This window comes from Halomonas fontilapidosi, assembly GCF_014192285.1.
Taxonomy (GTDB): domain Bacteria; phylum Pseudomonadota; class Gammaproteobacteria; order Pseudomonadales; family Halomonadaceae; genus Halomonas; species Halomonas fontilapidosi.
This window is the reverse complement of sequence record NZ_JACHXQ010000006.1, coordinates 18334-35067: the sequence shown is the minus strand read 5'-3', so window position 1 is coordinate 35067 and position 16734 is coordinate 18334. Positions and strand designations below refer to the sequence as shown.

The following is a 16734-nucleotide window of genomic DNA, read 5'->3' as shown; positions in this document are numbered from 1 at the left end:
GAAAGGGCATGGCGACGATTCACGTTGATGGACAGCGCTACGAGGTGGCGGGGGCGGACAACCTGTTGAATGCCTGCCTGTCGCTGGGTCTCGACGTGCCCTATTTCTGCTGGCATCCGGCACTGGGCAGTGTCGGCGCCTGTCGGCAGTGTGCGGTCAAGCAGTACCGGGACGAGGACGACACCCGTGGTGCTCTGGTGATGTCGTGCATGACCCCGGCGGCCGATGGCACGCGGATCTCGATCGACGATGAGGAGGCGCGCGAGTTCCGTGCCAGCGTCATCGAATGGCTGATGATCCACCACCCTCATGACTGCCCGGTGTGCGAAGAGGGCGGGCATTGCCACCTCCAGGACATGACGATGATGACCGGCCACGATCGCCGGCGCTATCGCTTTCGCAAGCGCACCCACCACAACCAGGATCTGGGGCCATTCATCGCCCACGAAATGAATCGCTGTATCACCTGCTACCGCTGCGTGCGCTTCTATCGCGACCATGCCGGTGGCAAGGACCTCGGCGCCTTCGGTGCCAACGACAACATCTATTTCGGCCGTCATCAGGATGGCGTGCTGGAAAGCCCCTTTGCCGGCAACCTCACCGAGGTCTGCCCGACCGGCGTGTTCACCGACCAGACCCACAGCGAGCGCTATACGCGCAAGTGGGACCTGCAGTTTGCCCCCAGCGTTTGCCACCAGTGTTCGGTGGGCTGCAACATCAGTCCCGGCGAGCGTTACGGCGAGCTTCGTCGCATCGAGAATCGCTACCACGGTGACGTCAATCGCTTCTTTCTCTGCGATCGCGGCCGTTTCGGCTATGGCTACGTCAATCGCGACGACCGCCCACGCCTGCCGGAATGGCGCAGCCATCGCGATGATGCCGGCGTGACTCTGGAGGTCGACGCCGCCCTGGATCATGGCGCCGACCGGCTGCGCCGTGTTCGCCGGGTGATCGGTATCGGCTCGCCCCGTGCCAGCCTGGAGAGCAATCACCAGCTGCGCGAACTGGTCGGTGACGACGGCTTCTCCACCGGTATTGCTGCCGCCGAACAGCGCTGCCTGTCCCTGATGCAGAGGCTCAACCAGAGCTGCGGGCTGCCCACGCCGACGCCTCGCGAGGTCGAACGACACGACGCCGTGCTGATTCTCGGCGAGGACCTGCTCGAAAGTGCCGCGCGGCTTGGCCTGGCGGTGCGCCAGGCCGCCCAGGCGCGTCACGAGACACTCGCCGCCGAGCGCGATATTCCTCACTGGCACGCGGCCGCAGTGCGCACCCTGGGGCAGGACTACTACCACCCGGTGTTCATCGCCTACCCGACCCCCACTGGCCTGGACGACGTGACCGCGGCCCGCTGGGCACTGGCTCCGGATGACATCGCCCGACTGGGCTTTGCGGTGGCCCACGAGATCGACGGCAGTGCCCCGGCCGTCACGGACCTCGACCCGGGCACGCGCGAGGCGGCCCGCGATATCGCCGCGCGGCTGATGGCCGCCGAACGTCCGCTGGTGGTCAGCGGCGGCTCACTGGGCTCGGAGGCGATCCTCCGGGCCGCCGGCAACGTGGCTCGGGCCCTGTCGCGTCGCGCCCGCCGGGGCGGGCTTGTGCTGGTGCGTCGCGAGGTCAACAGCACGGGGCTGACGATGATGGGAGGCGAGCCGCTGGAGTGGGCGCTCGACGAACTCGCCAGCCGGCGGGCCGATGCCGTGGTGATTCTCGAGAACGACCTTCATCAACGCCTGCCAGCGCCCTCCGTCGAGGCGGCGCTGGCGGCGGCCGAGACCGTGGTGGTGCTTGATCACCAGCGCACCGCCACCTGGCAGCGGGCCCATCTCGGCCTGCCGGCGGCCAGCTTCGCCGAGGCCGACGGCACGGTAGTCAGCCTCGAAGGGCGCGCCCAGCGCTTCTTCCAGGTCTTCGACCCCGCTCATCTGCGGCCCGAGACGCGGATCCGCGCGAGCTGGCGCTGGCTGCATGCGCTGCGAGCCGACCTCCTGCGTCACGCCGCTGCCGATACCACTCTCGATGAAGTGATCCGCGACTGTGCCCGCGCCTATCCCTCGCTGGCGGGCATTGTTGATGCCGCACCGGACGCCGACTATCGGGTGCATGGCCTCAAGCTGGCCCGCGAGCCGCACCGCTACAGCGGACGGACCGCCATGCGAGCGCATCTCGACGTCAGCGAGCCGCGCGTTTCCCGTGACCCCGATTCGCCGTTCACCTTCTCGATGGAAGGTTACAGCGGCTTCGACCAGCCCCGCGAGGAGGTGGCCTTCGCTTGGGCGCCGGGCTGGAACTCACCGCAGGCCTGGAACAAGTTCACCGACGAGGTCGGCGGCCACCTGCGCGCCGGCGACCCCGGCGTGCGCCTGATGGCGCCTCGCCCCGGGGATCATGCCTACGCGACCTCCATTCCCGAGGGCTTTCGCCGCCGCGATGGCAAGTGGCAGGTCGTGATGCTGCCGCGGCTGTTCGGCGGCGAAGAGACGTCGTCGCGGGCGGCACCGATCCTCGCCCGCGCGGCACCGCCAGCACTGCTGCTCGCTGCCGACGACGTCGCGCGGCTGGGGGTGAGTGACGGTGATCGGCTGGCGGTCATCGGCCACGCCGGCGCGCTCACGCTGTCGGTATGCCACGAGGCAACGCTGCCGCCTGGGGTGGTGGGCGTGCCGGCCGGTCTCGCGCCGTCCCTGGAAGCTGGCGAGTGGGCTCGCCTGGCGACGCCCTCCGGCCATGCGAGGCGTGACGAGGTACGCAAATGAACGCGCTGCCCGAGCCTCTCGTCGCCAGCTTGATCGCCATGCTGCAGGCCGGGGTGATCCTGCTCGGGGTCCTGCTGCTGGGGGCGGTGCTGACGCTGGTCGAACGCCGTCTGCTGGGGCTCTGGCAGGATCGCCACGGGCCCAACCGGGTAGGGCCCTTCGGTGCGCTGCAGTGGGTGGCCGACATGATCAAGATCTTCTTCAAGGAGGACTGGATCCCGCCGTTTGCCGACCGGACGCTGTTCGTGCTGGCGCCGGCGATCGCCATGGCGTCGCTGCTGCTGTCGTTCATGATCATCCCCCTCACGCCGTCGTGGGGGGTGGCGAATCTGCATATCGGCCTGTTGTTCTTCCTCGCCATGGCCGGCATCAATGTCTATTCAGTGCTGTTCGGTGGCTGGTCGAGCGGCAACAAGTACGCGCTGCTCGGGGCCATGCGCGCCGCGGCGCAGACGCTCTCCTACGAGGTGTTCATCGGGCTGTCGCTGATGGGCGTGGTGGCGATGGCGGGCACCTTCAACATGCGCGAGATCGTCGCTGCCCAAGAAGATCTGTGGTTCGTGGTACCTCAGTTTCTTGGTTTCATGACGTTCCTTGTCGCCGGCATCGCGGTCACCCATCGCCCGCCCTTCGATCAGCCGGAGGCCGAACAGGAGCTGGCCGATGGCTATCACGTCGAGTACTCGAGCATGAAGTTCGGCATGTTCTTTCTCGGCGAGTACGTGGGCATGGTGCTGATCTCGGCGTTGATCGTCACGCTGTTCTTCGGCGGCTGGCAGGGCCCCTGGCTGCCGCCGTTTGTCTGGTTTGCGCTCAAGACGGGGGCCTTCCTGGTGCTGTTCATGCTGCTGCGCGCCTCGCTGCCAAGGCCGCGCTATGACCAGGTGATGCGCTTCGGCTGGATGTTCTGCCTGCCGCTGACGCTGATCAATCTGCTGGTGACCGGGGCGCTGATCCTGCTCGCCGACCCCCTGTAACCCAAGCTGCTGTCAACGAGGAGCGATCATGAGGTTGAGGAAAGTGATCGAAGGCACCGTGTCCCAGCTGCGCACGCTCGGCATGATCTTCATGCACGGCTTTCGCAAGCGGCAGACGCTCAACTACCCCGAGGAGCCGGTCACGCTGCCGCCCCGCTATCGCGGGCGCATCGTGCTGACCCGCGACCCCGATGGAGAGGAGCGTTGCGTGGCCTGCAACCTCTGTGCGGTAGCCTGTCCGGTGGCCTGTATCTCGCTGCAGAAGGGCGAGAGTGAGGATGGCCGCTGGTATCCCGAGTTCTTTCGCATCAACTTCTCGCGTTGCATCTACTGCGGGATGTGCGAGGAAGCCTGTCCGACCTCGGCGATCCAGCTCACGCCCGACGTCGAGATGGGCGAGTACCAACGCCAGGAGCTGGTCTACGAGAAGCAGGACCTGCTGATCAACGGCCCGGGCAAGGACCATGACTACCACTTCTACAAGGTGGCGGGGCTGGCCATTGCCGGCAAGGACAAGGGCCAGGCGCAGGACGAGGCCGCGCCGGTCGATGTCAGGACGCTGCTGCCCTGAGACGCGCGAGGACATGCCATGGAAATTGCCTTTTACCTGAGCGGGCTGGTGGCGGTGCTGGCCACCCTGGGCGTGGTCACCAATACCAACCCGGTGCATGCGCTGCTCTACCTGATCGTCTCGCTGATCAGCGTGGCGCTGGTGTTCTTCGCCCTGGGCGCGCCCTTTGCCGGAGCACTCGAGGTGATCGTCTATGCCGGGGCGATCATGGTGCTGTTCGTGTTCGTGGTGATGATGCTCAACCTCGGCCAGCAGGGGGTGGCGCAGGAGCGTGCCTGGCTCAGCCCCCGCGTCTGGCTGGGGCCGGCGCTGCTCTCGGCGGTGCTGCTGGTGATCCTGGTCGCGACGCTGTGGAGCGGTGAGGGCGGGCGGATGATCACGGGCGAGACGCTGACCGCCAGGGCCGTGGGTTCGCTGCTGTTCGGCCCCTGGCTGCTGGTCGTCGAACTCGCTGCCATGCTGCTGCTGGCCGCCCTGGTCACCGCCTCGCACGTCGGGCGTCTTCCCGGCCCGGCCGCATCGTCGGACCGTCGCGATCACAAGGAGGTGCCATGAGCGGCATTCCCATGGAGCACGGCCTGGTGCTGGCCGCCATCCTGTTCGCGCTGGGCGTCGCCGGGCTGGTCTGCCGACGTAACCTGGTGTTCGTGCTGATGAGTCTGGAGATCATGCTCAACGCCGCGGCGCTGGCGTTCATCGTCGCCGGTACCGCCTGGGGCCAGCCGGAGGGGCAGGCGATGTTCGTGCTGGTGATCACCCTGGCGGCAGCCGAGGCCAGTATCGCCCTGGCGCTGTTGATCCAGCTCCATCATCGCTTCAAGACACTGGACGTGGACGCGGCCAGTCGTCTGCGCGGATAAGGGGTTGCCGATGTCGCTACTGCCACTGACCTTTCTGCTTCCGCTGGCCGGTACCCTGATCCTCACGCTGTCGCGGGGACGGCTCGGCGCGCAGTCCTGTGCGGCGGTCGGCGTGGCCAGCGTAGGGCTGGCGGCGCTGGTCACGGCCTGGGTGGGCTGGCGCTTCCTGACCGACGGCGGGCAGGGCATCGGCATCACCCTGTGGACCTGGGTGGCGATCGGAGACTTTCAGCCCACCATCGGCCTTTCACTGGATGGCCTGTCGCTGACCATGCTCGGCATCGTCACCGGCGTCGGCTTTTTGATCCACCTGTTCGCCGTCTGGTACATGCAGGGCGATGCCGGGGTGAGGCGCTTCTATGCCTACATGAACCTGTTCGTGGCCAGCATGCTGCTGCTGGTGCTCGCCGACAACCTGTTGCTGCTCTATCTCGGCTGGGAGGGCGTGGGGCTGTGCAGCTATCTGCTGATCGGCTACTACTACCGCACCGCCGCCAACGGCTGGGCCGCCTTCAAGGCGTTCATCGTGACCCGCCTGGGCGATGTCTTCCTGGCGCTCGGCCTCTTCCTGCTGTTCCGCGAGCTGGGCACGCTGGACATCGGCGAGATCCTGGCGCGTGCGCCGCAGGTCTGGCAGGAGGGAGCGTGGCAGGCCCGATTGGCAGCGCTGCTGATCCTCGGCGGGGCGCTGGGCAAGTCCGCCCAGCTACCGCTGCATACCTGGCTGGCCGATGCCATGGCGGGGCCCACGCCGGTATCGGCGTTGATCCACGCGGCCACCATGGTGACCGCCGGCGTCTACCTGATCGCGCGTATGCACGGCATCTTCGCGCTGGCGCCGGAGGTGCTCACCCTGGTCGCGCTAATCGGCGCGCTGACGCTGCTCATGGCGGGTTTCGCCGCGCTCGCCCAGACCGACATCAAGCGCGTGCTGGCCTATTCGACCATGAGCCAGATCGGCTACATGTTTCTGGCGCTGGGCGTCGGCGCCTATCAGGCGGCCATCTTCCACTTGATGACCCATGCCTTCTTCAAGGCGCTGCTGTTTCTCTCCGCCGGGGCCGTGATCGTCAGCTGTCACCATGAACAGGACATGCGCCGCCTCGGGGGCCTGTGGCAGAAGCTGCCGCTTCCCTATGCCGGTTTCCTGGTCGGGGGGGCGGCGCTGGCGGCGCTCCCGTTGATCACCGCCGGCTTCTTCAGCAAGGACGAGATTCTCTGGGAGGTGCTGGCGGCGGGGCAGGGGGGCCTGCTGCTGGCCGGGCTGGCGGGTGCTGTCCTGACCTCGCTGTACACCGTGCGCTTGATCATCGGCACTTTCCACGGCGTGGCGAAAAGCGAGAATGCCCGTCGCGCCGACGCCGGGCGAGGCTTGCTGCATGGCTTGCCGCTGGTGGTGCTGGCGACGCTGTCGACCTTCCTCGGCGCCTGGATTCACCCGCCCCTGTCGGGCGTGCTGCCGGCCGGCCCCGGGGCCGACGCGCATGGGGCGGGCCATACCCTGTTGGCCTTGCTGGCGGCGGCTGTCTCGCTGGGCGGGGTGGCCGTGGCGATCTGGCTGTTCCACGCCCGTCGGCATTGGCTGGCCCAGCAGGTCGCCGACGGCTGGCCGGCACGCCTGTGGCAACTCTGGCATCGGGCCTGGGGCTTTGATGCGGCCTATGATCGGCTGTTCGTGCGGCCCTATCGCGGCCTGGTGCGGGTGCTGCACAGTGACCTCATTGATCGGCTGCTGCTGCTGGCGGCCTGGCTGTCGTGGGCACTGCACCGCGGCTTGAGTGGTACCCAGACCGGCAAGCTGCGGCTGTATGCCAGCACCATGGTGGCCGGCGTGGCGCTGGTGCTGCTGGTACTGGTGCTGAGGGGCTGACCGCGATGATGTCTCAGAGCCTCGTTCACAGGCCAGTGCAGCCGTTGTTACGACCACAGTTGCAACGACTGTTACAACGACAGGGAAGGCACCGCCTATGACACTGCTGTGGCTGATTCTGATCCCCTTTATCGGGGGCCTGCTGTGCTGGCAGGCGGATCGCTTTGGTGATCTCTTGCCGCGCTGGATCGCGCTGGCGACGATGCTGGTCGAGCTCGCGATCACGCTGGGGGTGTGGTTCCACGGGGACTATCATCTGGGTAACGCCGGCATGGCCGGCGAGGCGCTGCGCTGGTCGATGGAGTGGCGCGCGGCCTGGATTCCGCGCTTCGGTATCGACGTTCACCTGGCGCTCGATGGCCTCTCCCTGGTGCTGATCGCGCTGACCGGCTTGCTGGGCGTGCTGGCGGTACTCTGCTCGTGGCACGAGATCATGCGCCGCGTCGGCTTCTTCCATCTTAACCTGCTGTGGATCCTTGGCGGGGTGGTGGGGGTGTTCCTGGCCATCGACCTCTTCCTGTTCTTCTTCTTCTGGGAAATGATGCTGGTGCCGATGTATTTCCTGATCGCGCTGTGGGGGCACAGCGGTTCGGAAGGACGCACCCGCATCCGCGCGGCGACCAAGTTCTTCATCTACACCCAGGCCAGCGGCCTGTTGATGCTGGTGGCGATCCTCGGCCTGGTCTTCGCTCACCATGCCCATAGCGGCGAATACACCTTCGCTTACGCCGATCTGATGCAGACGCCGCTCTCCGAGTCCACGGCGATGTGGCTGATGCTGGGCTTCTTCGTCGCCTTTGCCGTCAAGCTGCCGGTGGTGCCGCTGCATGGCTGGCTGCCCGATGCTCACGCTCAGGCACCCACCGCGGGTAGCGTCGATCTGGCGGGCATCCTGCTCAAGACCGCGGCCTATGGCATGCTGCGTTTTGCCTTGCCGCTGTTTCCCGAGGCCTCTCAGGCGTTCGCGCCGGTGGCCATGACGCTGGGCTTGATCGGCATCTTCTATGGCGCGCTGCTGGCCTGCGGCCAGCAGGACATCAAGCGACTGATCGCCTATACCAGCATTGCCCATATGGGGTTCGTGCTGATCGGCATCTATGCCGGTACCCAGCTGGCGCTGCAGGGCGTGGTGCTGATGATGGTGGCTCATGCCTTTTCGGCGTCGGGGCTGTTCATTCTCAGCGGGCAGCTCTATGAGCGTCTGGGCACCCGTGACATGCGCCAGATGGGCGGCCTGTGGGGCCGCCTGGGCAGCCTGCCGGGCTTCTCGCTATGTTTCGTCGCGGCCTCGCTGGGCATGCCGGGGACCGCCAACTTCCTGGGCGAGTTCCTGATCCTGTTCGGCAGCTTCCCGGTGGCTCCGTGGGTCGTGGTGGTCGCCAGCATCGGCCTGGTGCTGGCGGCGATCTACTCCCTGCTGCTGATGCAGCGGGTGCACTTCGGCCCGGCACAGGGGGAGGGACGCTTCGCCGACCTCGATACGCGCGAGTACGTGATGATGCTGTCGCTGCTGGGGCTGGTGCTGCTGTTCGGCCTCTATCCTCAGCCCCTGCTGGATACCACCGGCGCGGCCATGAGTGAGGTGCAGCGCCTGTTTGGCGCCGCTTCACTGTCGACCACTCTGCTGACGGGAACACCATGACGTTGACCGCGACGCACTTGCTGGCCCTGACGCCACCGATCCTGGTCTGCGCCACGGCCATCCTGGTGATGCTGGCGATTGCCTGGCGACGCCATCATACCGGCATCGCCATCGTCAGCGTGGTGGGGCTCAATCTGGCCCTGCTCTCGCTGATCGGCGTATCGTGGATGGCGCCACTGGCGGCCCCCATGCTGGCGGTCGACGGCCTGGCGATCTTCGCCGCGGCATTGATCATGGTCGCGGCGCTGGCCTGCGCGACCCTGGCGCATGCCTATCTGGCGCACTACACCGGACCTCGCGAGGAGTTCTATCTGTTGTTGCTGTGCGCCACGGCCGGGGGCATGGTGCTCGCGGCCAGCACGCACCTGGCGACGCTGTTCCTCGGCCTGGAGCTGCTGTCGATACCGCTCTACGGCATGCTGGCATATGTCTACGGCGAGCGTCGTTCTCTCGAGGCGGGGGTGAAGTATCTGGTGCTGTCGGCCGCGGCAACCGCCTTCCTGCTGTTCGGCATGGCGCTGCTGTACGCCGAGACCGGTCGCCTGGACATTGCCGGGCTGGCCGCGCGCCTGGGCGGCGATATAGGCGCCTGGGGACTGGCTGGCGCCGCCCTGATGCTGATGGGGCTTTGCTTCAAGCTCTCGGTGGTGCCGTTTCACATGTGGACGCCGGATGTCTATGAGGGTGGCCCGGCGCCGGCGGCCACCTTCCTGGCCGCGGCCAGCAAGGTGGCGGTGTTCGTCGTGCTGTTGCGGCTGATGACCGCCGCGCCGGCCTTCCAGAATAGCGATCTGCATGACGTGCTGGCAGCATTGGCGGTGCTCTCCATGCTGGTCGGCAACCTGCTGGCGTTGACCCAGTCGAATCTCAAGCGCCTGCTGGGCTATTCATCGATCGCCCACTTCGGCTACCTGCTCACCGCACTGGTGATCAGTGACGGCCTGTCGATCGAGGCCGCCGGGGTCTATCTGGTGAGCTATCTGCTCGCCACGCTGGGCGCCTTCGGGGTGGTCACGCTGATCTCCAGTCCCCATGCCTCAAGCCCTTATGTTGCCGGCGCCCATGGCGGCACGGATGCGGCAGGCCTGCACCACTACCGTGGACTGTTCTGGCGACGCCCCTATCTGACCGCCGTGCTGACGATCTCCCTGCTCTCGATGGCAGGGATCCCCTTCACCGCGGGTTTCATCGGCAAGTTCTACATCATCGCCCTGGGCGTCGAGGCCGAGCGCTGGTGGCTGGTCGGCGCGGTGATCGTGGGCAGCGCCATCGGGCTCTTCTACTACCTGCGGGTGATGGTCACGCTGTTTCTCACCGAGGCCGGCATGCAGCGCCGTGATGCCCCCGAAAACTGGGCGATCCAGGCCGGCGGCGTGGTGGTACTGGGTGCGGCTGCGCTGATCGTCGCGCTGGGAATCTATCCGGTCCCGATCATCGAGTGGACGCAGAGTGTCAGGGTGCTGACCGGCGGCTGACGCGCCGGCAGAGAGGGTAGCGCCACTGGGCCCGCGGGGGCCAGTGGCGCTCAGGTGATCACTCGGCGGTGTCACCCTCGGGGTTGCGGGCGTTGTAGTAGGCCTGCTCGGAGATGGCGTGGTAGTTGACCACTTTCTCCTGGAAGGCCCGGTAGGAGTCGTGGATCTTCTGGGCCATCTCGCTTGATTCCGCGAGTTCGGCGACCACCTCGGCGGAGTGCTCCTTGGCCTGGGCGAGGACGTCGTCGGGCAGGCGACGCAGCTCCACCCCGTGTTCGTTGACCAGGGTCTCGAGGGCATCGTTGTTGCGCGCGGTGTACTCGTCCAGCACATCGGCATTGATGTCGCGCACCGCGGTGCGCAGGATCGCCTGCAGGTCGGCGGGCAGCGAGGCGTAGGCCTCCTCGTTGATGATCGCCTCGAACATCACGGTCGGCTCGTGCCAGCCCGGATAGTAGTAGTAGTCGGCCGCCTGATGCAGGCCGAAGGCCAGGTCGTTGTAGGGGCCGATCCACTCGGTGGCGTCGATGGCGCCGGACTGCAGCGAGGTGAAGATCTCGCCGCCGGGCATGTTGACGATGGCCACGCCCATGCGCTCCATCACCTCGCCGCCCAGGCCCGGCATGCGCATCTTCAGGCCGTCCAGGTCATCGACGGAGTTGATCTCCTTGTTGTACCAGCCGCCCATCTGCACGCCGGAGGCGCCGGCGACCAGCACATCGACGCCGAAGTCGTCATACAGCTCGTTCCACAGCTCCAGGCCGCCGCCATGGTGTAGCCAGGCATTCATCTCCTGGGCATTCATGCCGAAGGGCACGGCGGCAAAGAACTGGGCGGCTGGGGCCTTGCCCTTCCAGTAGTAGGAGGCGGAGTGGCCGAGCTCGGCAGTGCCTCCCGAAACGGCGTCGAACACCTCGAAGCCCGGCACCAGCTGGCCGGCCCCGAAGACCTCGATGGTCAGGCGGCCGTCGGACATCTCCTCGACGATCTCGGAGAGGCGCTCGGGCCCCTGGCCGACCCCCGGGAAGTTCTTCGGCCAGGAGGTGACCATCTTCCACTCGAAGGTTTCCTGGGCCTGTGCCGTGTTGTCGACGCTGGAGACCAGCATCAGGCCGGAGACAGCGCCGCTCATGGCCACGGCGACGGCAAGTGATCTGAGTTTCATGTGCTTTCCTTTTGGGTGTTGTGCGTATTGTCGTGGAAAGCCCTCGCGAGGGCTGGCGTGTGTCCGGCGGCCACCGTGGCCACGCGGGCGGCACCGCGAGCGGTGCCGGAAATCGCCAAGTGCCGAGGCGCCTGCTGGCGGGCCGTCGACCTCTGCATCGGGTGTCGGCCGATCAGAACTGATCCGGCAGCCAGGTGGCCAGTTCCGGGAACCAGGCCAGGGCCAGCAGCATGCAAAGCTGTAGCCCGATGAACGGGATCACCCCCTTGTAGATTGCCGAGGTGGGCACCGACTCCGGGGCCACGCCGCGCAGGTAGAAGAGCGCGAAACCGAACGGCGGCGTCAGGAACGAGGTCTGCAGGTTGATGGCGATCATGATGCCCAGCCAGATGGGGTCGAGCCCCATCGCCAGCAGGATCGGGCCAACGATGGGCACCACCACGAAGGTGATCTCGATGAAGTCGAGAATGAAGCCGAGCAGGAAGATCACCAGCATCACGATGAGCGTCGCGCCCACCACGCCGCCGGGCATGTTTTCGAACAGGTCGGTGACCAGCTCCTCGCCGCCATAGGCGCGGAACACCAGCGAGAAGAGCGCGGCGCCGATCAGGATCATGAACACCATGGTGGTGACGTGGGTCGTCGAGCGCAGCACCTCCTTCAGCGTCGCGAGGTCCAGCCGGCGATAGGCCAGGGCCAGCACCATCGCGCCGAAGGCCCCCACCGCCGAGGCCTCGGTGGGCGTGGCGAAGCCGCCGAGAATCGAGCCCAGCACGGCAATGATCAGCACGATGGGCGGCACCAGCCCCTTGAGCAGCAGCCATCCCAGGCCGCCCTCGTGGCCGAGCTCGGCCATCAGCTCCTGGCGATCGACGGCCGGGGCGGATTGCGGCCTTAGCCAGGCGACCACGGAAACATAGCTGATGTAGAGCACCACCAGGACTAGCCCTGGCACCAGGGCGCCCATGAACAGGTCGCCCACCGAGACCGTCTTGGGGCTGAAGATTCCCATGGAGAGCTGGGCCTGCTGGTACGCCGAGGAGAGCACGTCACCCAGCAGCACCAGGGCGATGGAGGGCGGGATGATCTGGCCCAGGGTGCCGGTGGCGCAGATGGTGCCGGTGGCCAGCGGCATGCTGTAGCCGCGCTTGAGCATGGTCGGCAGCGACATCAGGCCCATGGTGACCACGGTGGCGCCGACGATGCCGGTCGAGGCCGCCAGCAGCATCCCTACCAGGGTCACCGAGATGCCGAGGCCCCCGCGCAGCGAGCCGAACAGCATGGCCATGGCCTCGAGCAGGGTCTCGGCGACCTTGGACTTCTCCAGCAGCACGCCCATCAGCACGAACAGCGGCACCGCCAGCAGGGTCTGGTTGGTCATGATGCCGTAGAGGCGATTGGGGAAGGCGCCCAGGTAGCCGCCATCGAAGTGGGCATCGACCCCCAGGGCCTCGAGGCCCAGCCCCAGGCCGGCGAAGGCCAGGGCGGTGCCGGCCAGCGACAGGGCGACGGGATAGCCGGCCATCAGCACCAGGCAGATGACGAGAAAGAGCACCAGCGGCATGAACTCCAGCATTACAGGCGCTCCTCGGCATGGTCGTGGGCATTGTCGGTGGGATCCATGCGTCCGGTAAGGACCAAGAAGTGGCGGCTCGCCTCCACCAACGCCTGGAGGATCATCAGCCCGGCGAACAGCGGGATTAGCGTCTTGAGCAGGAAGACCCCGGGGATGCCGCCGGAATCGGGTGAGCCCTCGAAGATGCGCCACGACTTGCTCACATAGCCCATGCTCGTCAGGATCACGAAGACCATCACCGGCAGCAGCAGGAAGAGGGTGCCGCAGAGGTCGACCAGCGCCTTGCGCTTTGGCGTCATGGCGCGGTAGAAGATATCCACACGCACATGGCCGTCATGCTTGAGGGTCCAGGCCGCGGCCAGCATGAAGACGGTGGCATGCATGTACATCACCGACTCCTGCATGGGGATGCTGTTGAAGCTGAAGGCGTAGCGCAGCACCACGATCAGGAATTGGACGAGCATCATCGCCAGGATCAGCCAGGAAAGGCTCCTGCCGAGCCATTCCGAGGCACGGTCGAGCCAGGCAAGAAAGCCTGGCAGCTCACGGGATTGGGCCATGGGTGTGGGTCTCGCTGTTCGGGCTTGGCGTGGGGTTTTCCCCTATCTTCGCATAGCGTTGCCTTGGCAGCTGCCACGCGAGCCAACGTTGACTTGACGGAGCCGTGGTCGTCAGCGCCGCTGCCGTCGGGTCTCCCTTCGGCTGACGGCCAGGCAGGTGTCGAGACAGGCCTTGGGCAGACGGACGTCCACGGCAATCGGTAGATGATCCGAGAAGAGGTGGTCGAGCACCCGTACCTCGTCGGCCTGGAGGGACTCCGAGAGCAGGATGTGATCCAGCGCCCGGCGCGGCTGCCAGGAGGGGTAGCTGAGCGGCGGGCGAACCGGATGCAGCGGCAGGGAGGCGCGGAATCGCGCATGGCCATGGAGCTGTTCCGGTGTGCAGTTGAGGTCTCCCATCACCACGACGTGGCGCAACGGCTGGATGATCTCGCTGAGATAGTCGAGCTGGCGTACCCGGCCGCGGTGGCTCAGCGCCAGGTGGGCGACGAACAGGTGCAGGGCATCCGGCCCCTCCCCGTAGCGGGCATGGATAGCACCGCGGCCGGGCAGGGTGCCGGGCAGGCGATACTCCTCGATGCGGCTCGGGGACAGTCGTGAGAGCAGGCCGTTGCTGTGCTGGGCGATGCGGCCCAGGTTGCGGTTGAGCTGCTGGAAGTGGTGGGGAAAGCCGGCATGGCTGGCGAGGTATTCCACCTGGTTGACCTGGCTCGAGCGAAAGCTGCCCCCGTCGGCCTCCTGGAGGCCGACGATGTCGAAGCGGCCGAGTACCTCGCCGATCATGTCCAGACGCCGCAGCCGGTTCGGATGCGGCAGCAGGTGCTGCCAGCTGCGCGTCAGATAGTGATGGTAGGCCGAGGTCTGGATGCCCACCTGCAGATTGAAGGTGAGCAGCTTGAGGTGGCCGCCGTCCAGCAGTGGCGTCCTTGCGTCGGCCAGGTGAGACATCTCAGTCTGCCTGCTCCTCGCGGACCCGCTCGACCAGGGCGCCGGCCACCTGGGGCATGTTATCGAGGCTACCGGCCGAGCTCGGCGAGATCAGATAACGGCCGTCGACGATCAGCGCTGGCACGCCCATCAACTGCATCTGGCGCATACGGGCATGGGCCTGGTTGACCTTGCCCTTGACGGCGAAGGAGTTCAACGCCTGCTGGGCTTCCTGCTCGCTGACGCCGTAGTCACTAAAGAACGCCGCGATGGCCTCGGGATCGGTGAGGCTGCGGCCCTCCTCATGGATGGCGTGGAAGAAGTCGTCATGCAGGTCGTCGAGGATGCCCAACTCCTGAGCCGCATAGAAGGCGAAGGCATGGGTGTTCCAGTCGCCGCCCATGGTGGCCGGCATGCGCTGGAAGGCGACATCGTCGGGTTGCTCGGCCACCCAGGCGTTGAGCGGTGCCTCCAGGTTGTAGCAGTGAGGGCAGCCGTACCAGAAGGCCTCGGTCACCTCGATACGGCCGTCCTCGACCTGGGTTTCCACCGGGTTGTCGAGCACCTCGTAGTGTTCGCCCTCGACCAGTGACTGAGCGCTGGCCAGGCCCGGCAGGGCGAGGCCGGCGAGGACGAACATCAGCGGCTTGAGCATGGGGATCTCCTTGAAGGGACATGGTTCAGGTGCCGACAGGTGGCACATCGCTGGCCTTTGAGTCCCTTGCCGGGGTGGGGTTCCCCGCAGACGCCAAGGGCGGCCAACGGCCGCCCTTGGGTGCCAGCACAGCGTGCGCCGGGTCGGCCTCAGTGCAGGCCCAGCACGTAGTTGGCGACGGCTTCCATGTCGCGATCGCTCATCTTGGAGGCAATATCGCTCATCATGTTGGCCGGCGAGTTGTTCCGCGCGCCAGAGGCGAAGTCCTGCAGAGTACTCAGGGTATACTCGGGGTGCTGGCCGGAGAGCGCCGGATAGACAGCGCTACCGATGCCCTCGCCGGTCGGTGAGTGGCAGGCGGCACAGGCGGGGATGCCCTTGGCCATGTCGCCGGCGCGGTACAATGTGCGGCCACGCTCGATCAGCGCCTCGTCGGCATCGACCTGACCCAGGGCCGGCTCCATGTCGGCAAAGTAGGCGGCGACGTCCCAGGCGTCCTGGTCGGAGAAGTTGTCCACCTGGCCGGCCATCTGGGCCACCATGCGTCGGCCGTCACGGATGTCCATGATCTGCTTGGCCAGGTAGGAGGCCTGCTGACCGGCCAGGTTGGGGAAGGCGCCGGTGGGGCTGATGCCCTGCTGGCCATGGCAGGCGGCACAGGCCTGCGCCTTGTCCTTGCCCGCCGCCGCATCGGCGTCCGCTTGAAGGTCTGCGTGGGCCACGCCGACGGCGCCCACGGTGATTGCCAGGCTTGCCAGTAGCTTTCTCATCGCTGTTCCACTTTCCCGTTACATTGTTGGACGGTACGTACCCCGGGTGCCGCCCGATCCTCGAGGCCGGGTGCCCTGTGGCCGGTCGTCGCCGACGTGCCGTGGTCGGTCGCTGACGGCGGGAGCACGGTGGTATACTGACGCGCCCCGGGTCGCAGACAAAGACACTGCATTATAACGGAACACCCGAGCCGCGGGAATGCAAGCCGTGGCGCCCTTGATCAACGTCAGGATTTTTTTCGCCATGTCGCGACTCCCTTCCCGTCTCAATTATCAGGCCTCGCGCTTCCTCACCAGCGCCCCGACATTGGCCAGGTGCCCGCCGGACGACGGGGTCGAGGTGGCCTTCGCGGGCCGCTCCAATGCCGGAAAATCCAGTGCTATCAATGCCGTCACGCGGCAAAAGGCGCTGGCCCGGACCTCCAAGACGCCGGGGCGTACCCAGCTGATCAACTTCTTCACGCTGGGCGAGGATAGCGACCATCGTCTGGTCGATCTGCCGGGCTATGGCTATGCCAAGGTGCCCGAGCAGGTCAAGCGGGAGTGGCAGCGCCATCTTTCCGACTACCTGCGCCGCCGCGGTTCGCTGCGAGGCCTGGTGCTGGTGATGGACGTGCGCCATCCGCTGACGGAATTCGACGAGACCCTGCTTGGCTGGGCCGACGAGGCGAACATGCCAGTGCACATCCTGCTGACCAAGGCCGACAAGCTCAAGAGCGGTGCCGCCAAGAGTGCCCTGCAACAGGTGCGTTCACGGCTGCGCGAATGGGAAGACCTGGTGAGCATCCAGCTCTTCTCCGCGCTCAAGAAGCAGGGCATCGAGGAGGTGCACGAGCGCCTCGACCAGTGGCTGCTGGAGCCTAACGAAGGATAAGGGTCAATCGGAGCTAACCCGCGGAAACGCCTTTAGCGGGACCGGCCTGAAGG

General features: G+C 66.5%; 15 protein-coding genes. 9 read left to right on the top strand and 6 right to left on the bottom strand.

All coding sequences use genetic code 11. The annotated features are described in order from the left end of the window. Window positions 1–8: 8 nt before the first annotated feature. The 8 genes from nuoG to nuoN all read left to right on the top strand — a co-directional run bounded on the left by nuoG (window position 9) and on the right by nuoN (window position 10154). The gene (gene nuoG, locus FHR95_RS09960) at window positions 9–2759 is read left to right on the top strand and encodes an NADH-quinone oxidoreductase subunit NuoG (protein WP_183314274.1); all 2751 of its coding nucleotides are present in this window, start codon (window positions 9–11) and stop codon (window positions 2757–2759) included. Beyond that, a complete protein-coding gene (gene nuoH / locus FHR95_RS09955; protein WP_040183805.1) occupies window positions 2756–3736 on the top strand; it encodes an NADH-quinone oxidoreductase subunit NuoH in 981 nt (326 codons plus the stop codon). Before nuoG ends, nuoH begins: the two co-directional genes overlap by 4 nt. Window positions 3737–3764: 28 nt before the next feature. Then, window positions 3765–4307 carry an NADH-quinone oxidoreductase subunit NuoI gene (gene nuoI, locus FHR95_RS09950; protein ID WP_040183806.1) on the top strand — a complete coding sequence of 181 codons (543 nt, stop codon included), beginning with the start codon at window positions 3765–3767 and terminating at the stop codon, window positions 4305–4307. 18 nt (window positions 4308–4325) lie between these two features. Then, the gene (gene nuoJ, locus FHR95_RS09945; protein ID WP_183314273.1) at window positions 4326–4862 is read left to right on the top strand and encodes an NADH-quinone oxidoreductase subunit J; all 537 of its coding nucleotides are present in this window, start codon (window positions 4326–4328) and stop codon (window positions 4860–4862) included. Further along, on the top strand, window positions 4859–5167 hold the full coding sequence (gene nuoK / locus FHR95_RS09940; protein WP_040183811.1) for an NADH-quinone oxidoreductase subunit NuoK: 309 nt from the start codon (window positions 4859–4861) through the stop codon (window positions 5165–5167). Before nuoJ ends, nuoK begins: the two co-directional genes overlap by 4 nt. Window positions 5168–5177: 10 nt before the next feature. Next, window positions 5178–7037 (top strand): NADH-quinone oxidoreductase subunit L, encoded by a 1860-nt coding sequence (gene nuoL, locus FHR95_RS09935; protein WP_183314272.1) that lies wholly within the window; start codon window positions 5178–5180, stop codon window positions 7035–7037. 97 nt (window positions 7038–7134) lie between these two features. After that, window positions 7135–8679, top strand: coding sequence for an NADH-quinone oxidoreductase subunit M (gene nuoM, locus FHR95_RS09930; protein ID WP_183314271.1), 1545 nt, complete (start codon window positions 7135–7137; stop codon window positions 8677–8679). Further along, window positions 8676–10154, top strand: a complete 1479-nt coding sequence (nuoN, locus tag FHR95_RS09925; protein ID WP_183314270.1) for an NADH-quinone oxidoreductase subunit NuoN — start codon at window positions 8676–8678, stop codon at window positions 10152–10154. The genes nuoM and nuoN overlap by 4 nt, the downstream gene beginning before the upstream one ends. Window positions 10155–10212: 58 nt before the next feature. On the opposite strand, the gene FHR95_RS09920 is transcribed toward nuoN, so the two are convergent. From FHR95_RS09920 to FHR95_RS09895, 6 genes are all read right to left on the bottom strand, one after another. After that, window positions 10213–11319, bottom strand: coding sequence for a TRAP transporter substrate-binding protein (locus FHR95_RS09920; RefSeq protein WP_183314269.1), 1107 nt, complete (start codon window positions 11317–11319; stop codon window positions 10213–10215). 172 nt (window positions 11320–11491) lie between these two features. Then, the gene (locus tag FHR95_RS09915; RefSeq protein ID WP_040183816.1) at window positions 11492–12895 is read right to left on the bottom strand and encodes a TRAP transporter large permease; all 1404 of its coding nucleotides are present in this window, start codon (window positions 12893–12895) and stop codon (window positions 11492–11494) included. Further along, the gene (locus FHR95_RS09910) at window positions 12895–13455 is read right to left on the bottom strand and encodes a TRAP transporter small permease subunit (protein WP_183314268.1); all 561 of its coding nucleotides are present in this window, start codon (window positions 13453–13455) and stop codon (window positions 12895–12897) included. Before FHR95_RS09910 ends, FHR95_RS09915 begins: the two co-directional genes overlap by 1 nt. A 111-nt stretch (window positions 13456–13566) precedes the next feature. Then, window positions 13567–14403: an endonuclease/exonuclease/phosphatase family protein gene (locus tag FHR95_RS09905; RefSeq protein ID WP_183314267.1), complete on the bottom strand. Its 837-nt coding sequence runs from the start codon at window positions 14401–14403 to the stop codon at window positions 13567–13569. A 1-nt stretch (window position 14404) separates the two neighbouring features. Beyond that, window positions 14405–15037: a thiol:disulfide interchange protein DsbA/DsbL gene (locus FHR95_RS09900; RefSeq protein WP_040183819.1), complete on the bottom strand. Its 633-nt coding sequence runs from the start codon at window positions 15035–15037 to the stop codon at window positions 14405–14407. A gap of 149 nt (window positions 15038–15186) precedes the next feature. Beyond that, entirely contained in the window at window positions 15187–15807 is a 621-nt protein-coding gene (locus tag FHR95_RS09895) for a c-type cytochrome (protein WP_183314266.1), read from the bottom strand. A gap of 244 nt (window positions 15808–16051) precedes the next feature. Here FHR95_RS09895 and yihA point away from each other — a divergent pair, with 244 nt between their 5' ends. Then, window positions 16052–16681, top strand: coding sequence for a ribosome biogenesis GTP-binding protein YihA/YsxC (gene yihA / locus FHR95_RS09890; RefSeq protein WP_183314265.1), 630 nt, complete (start codon window positions 16052–16054; stop codon window positions 16679–16681). The last annotated feature ends 53 nt before the right edge of the window (window positions 16682–16734 follow it).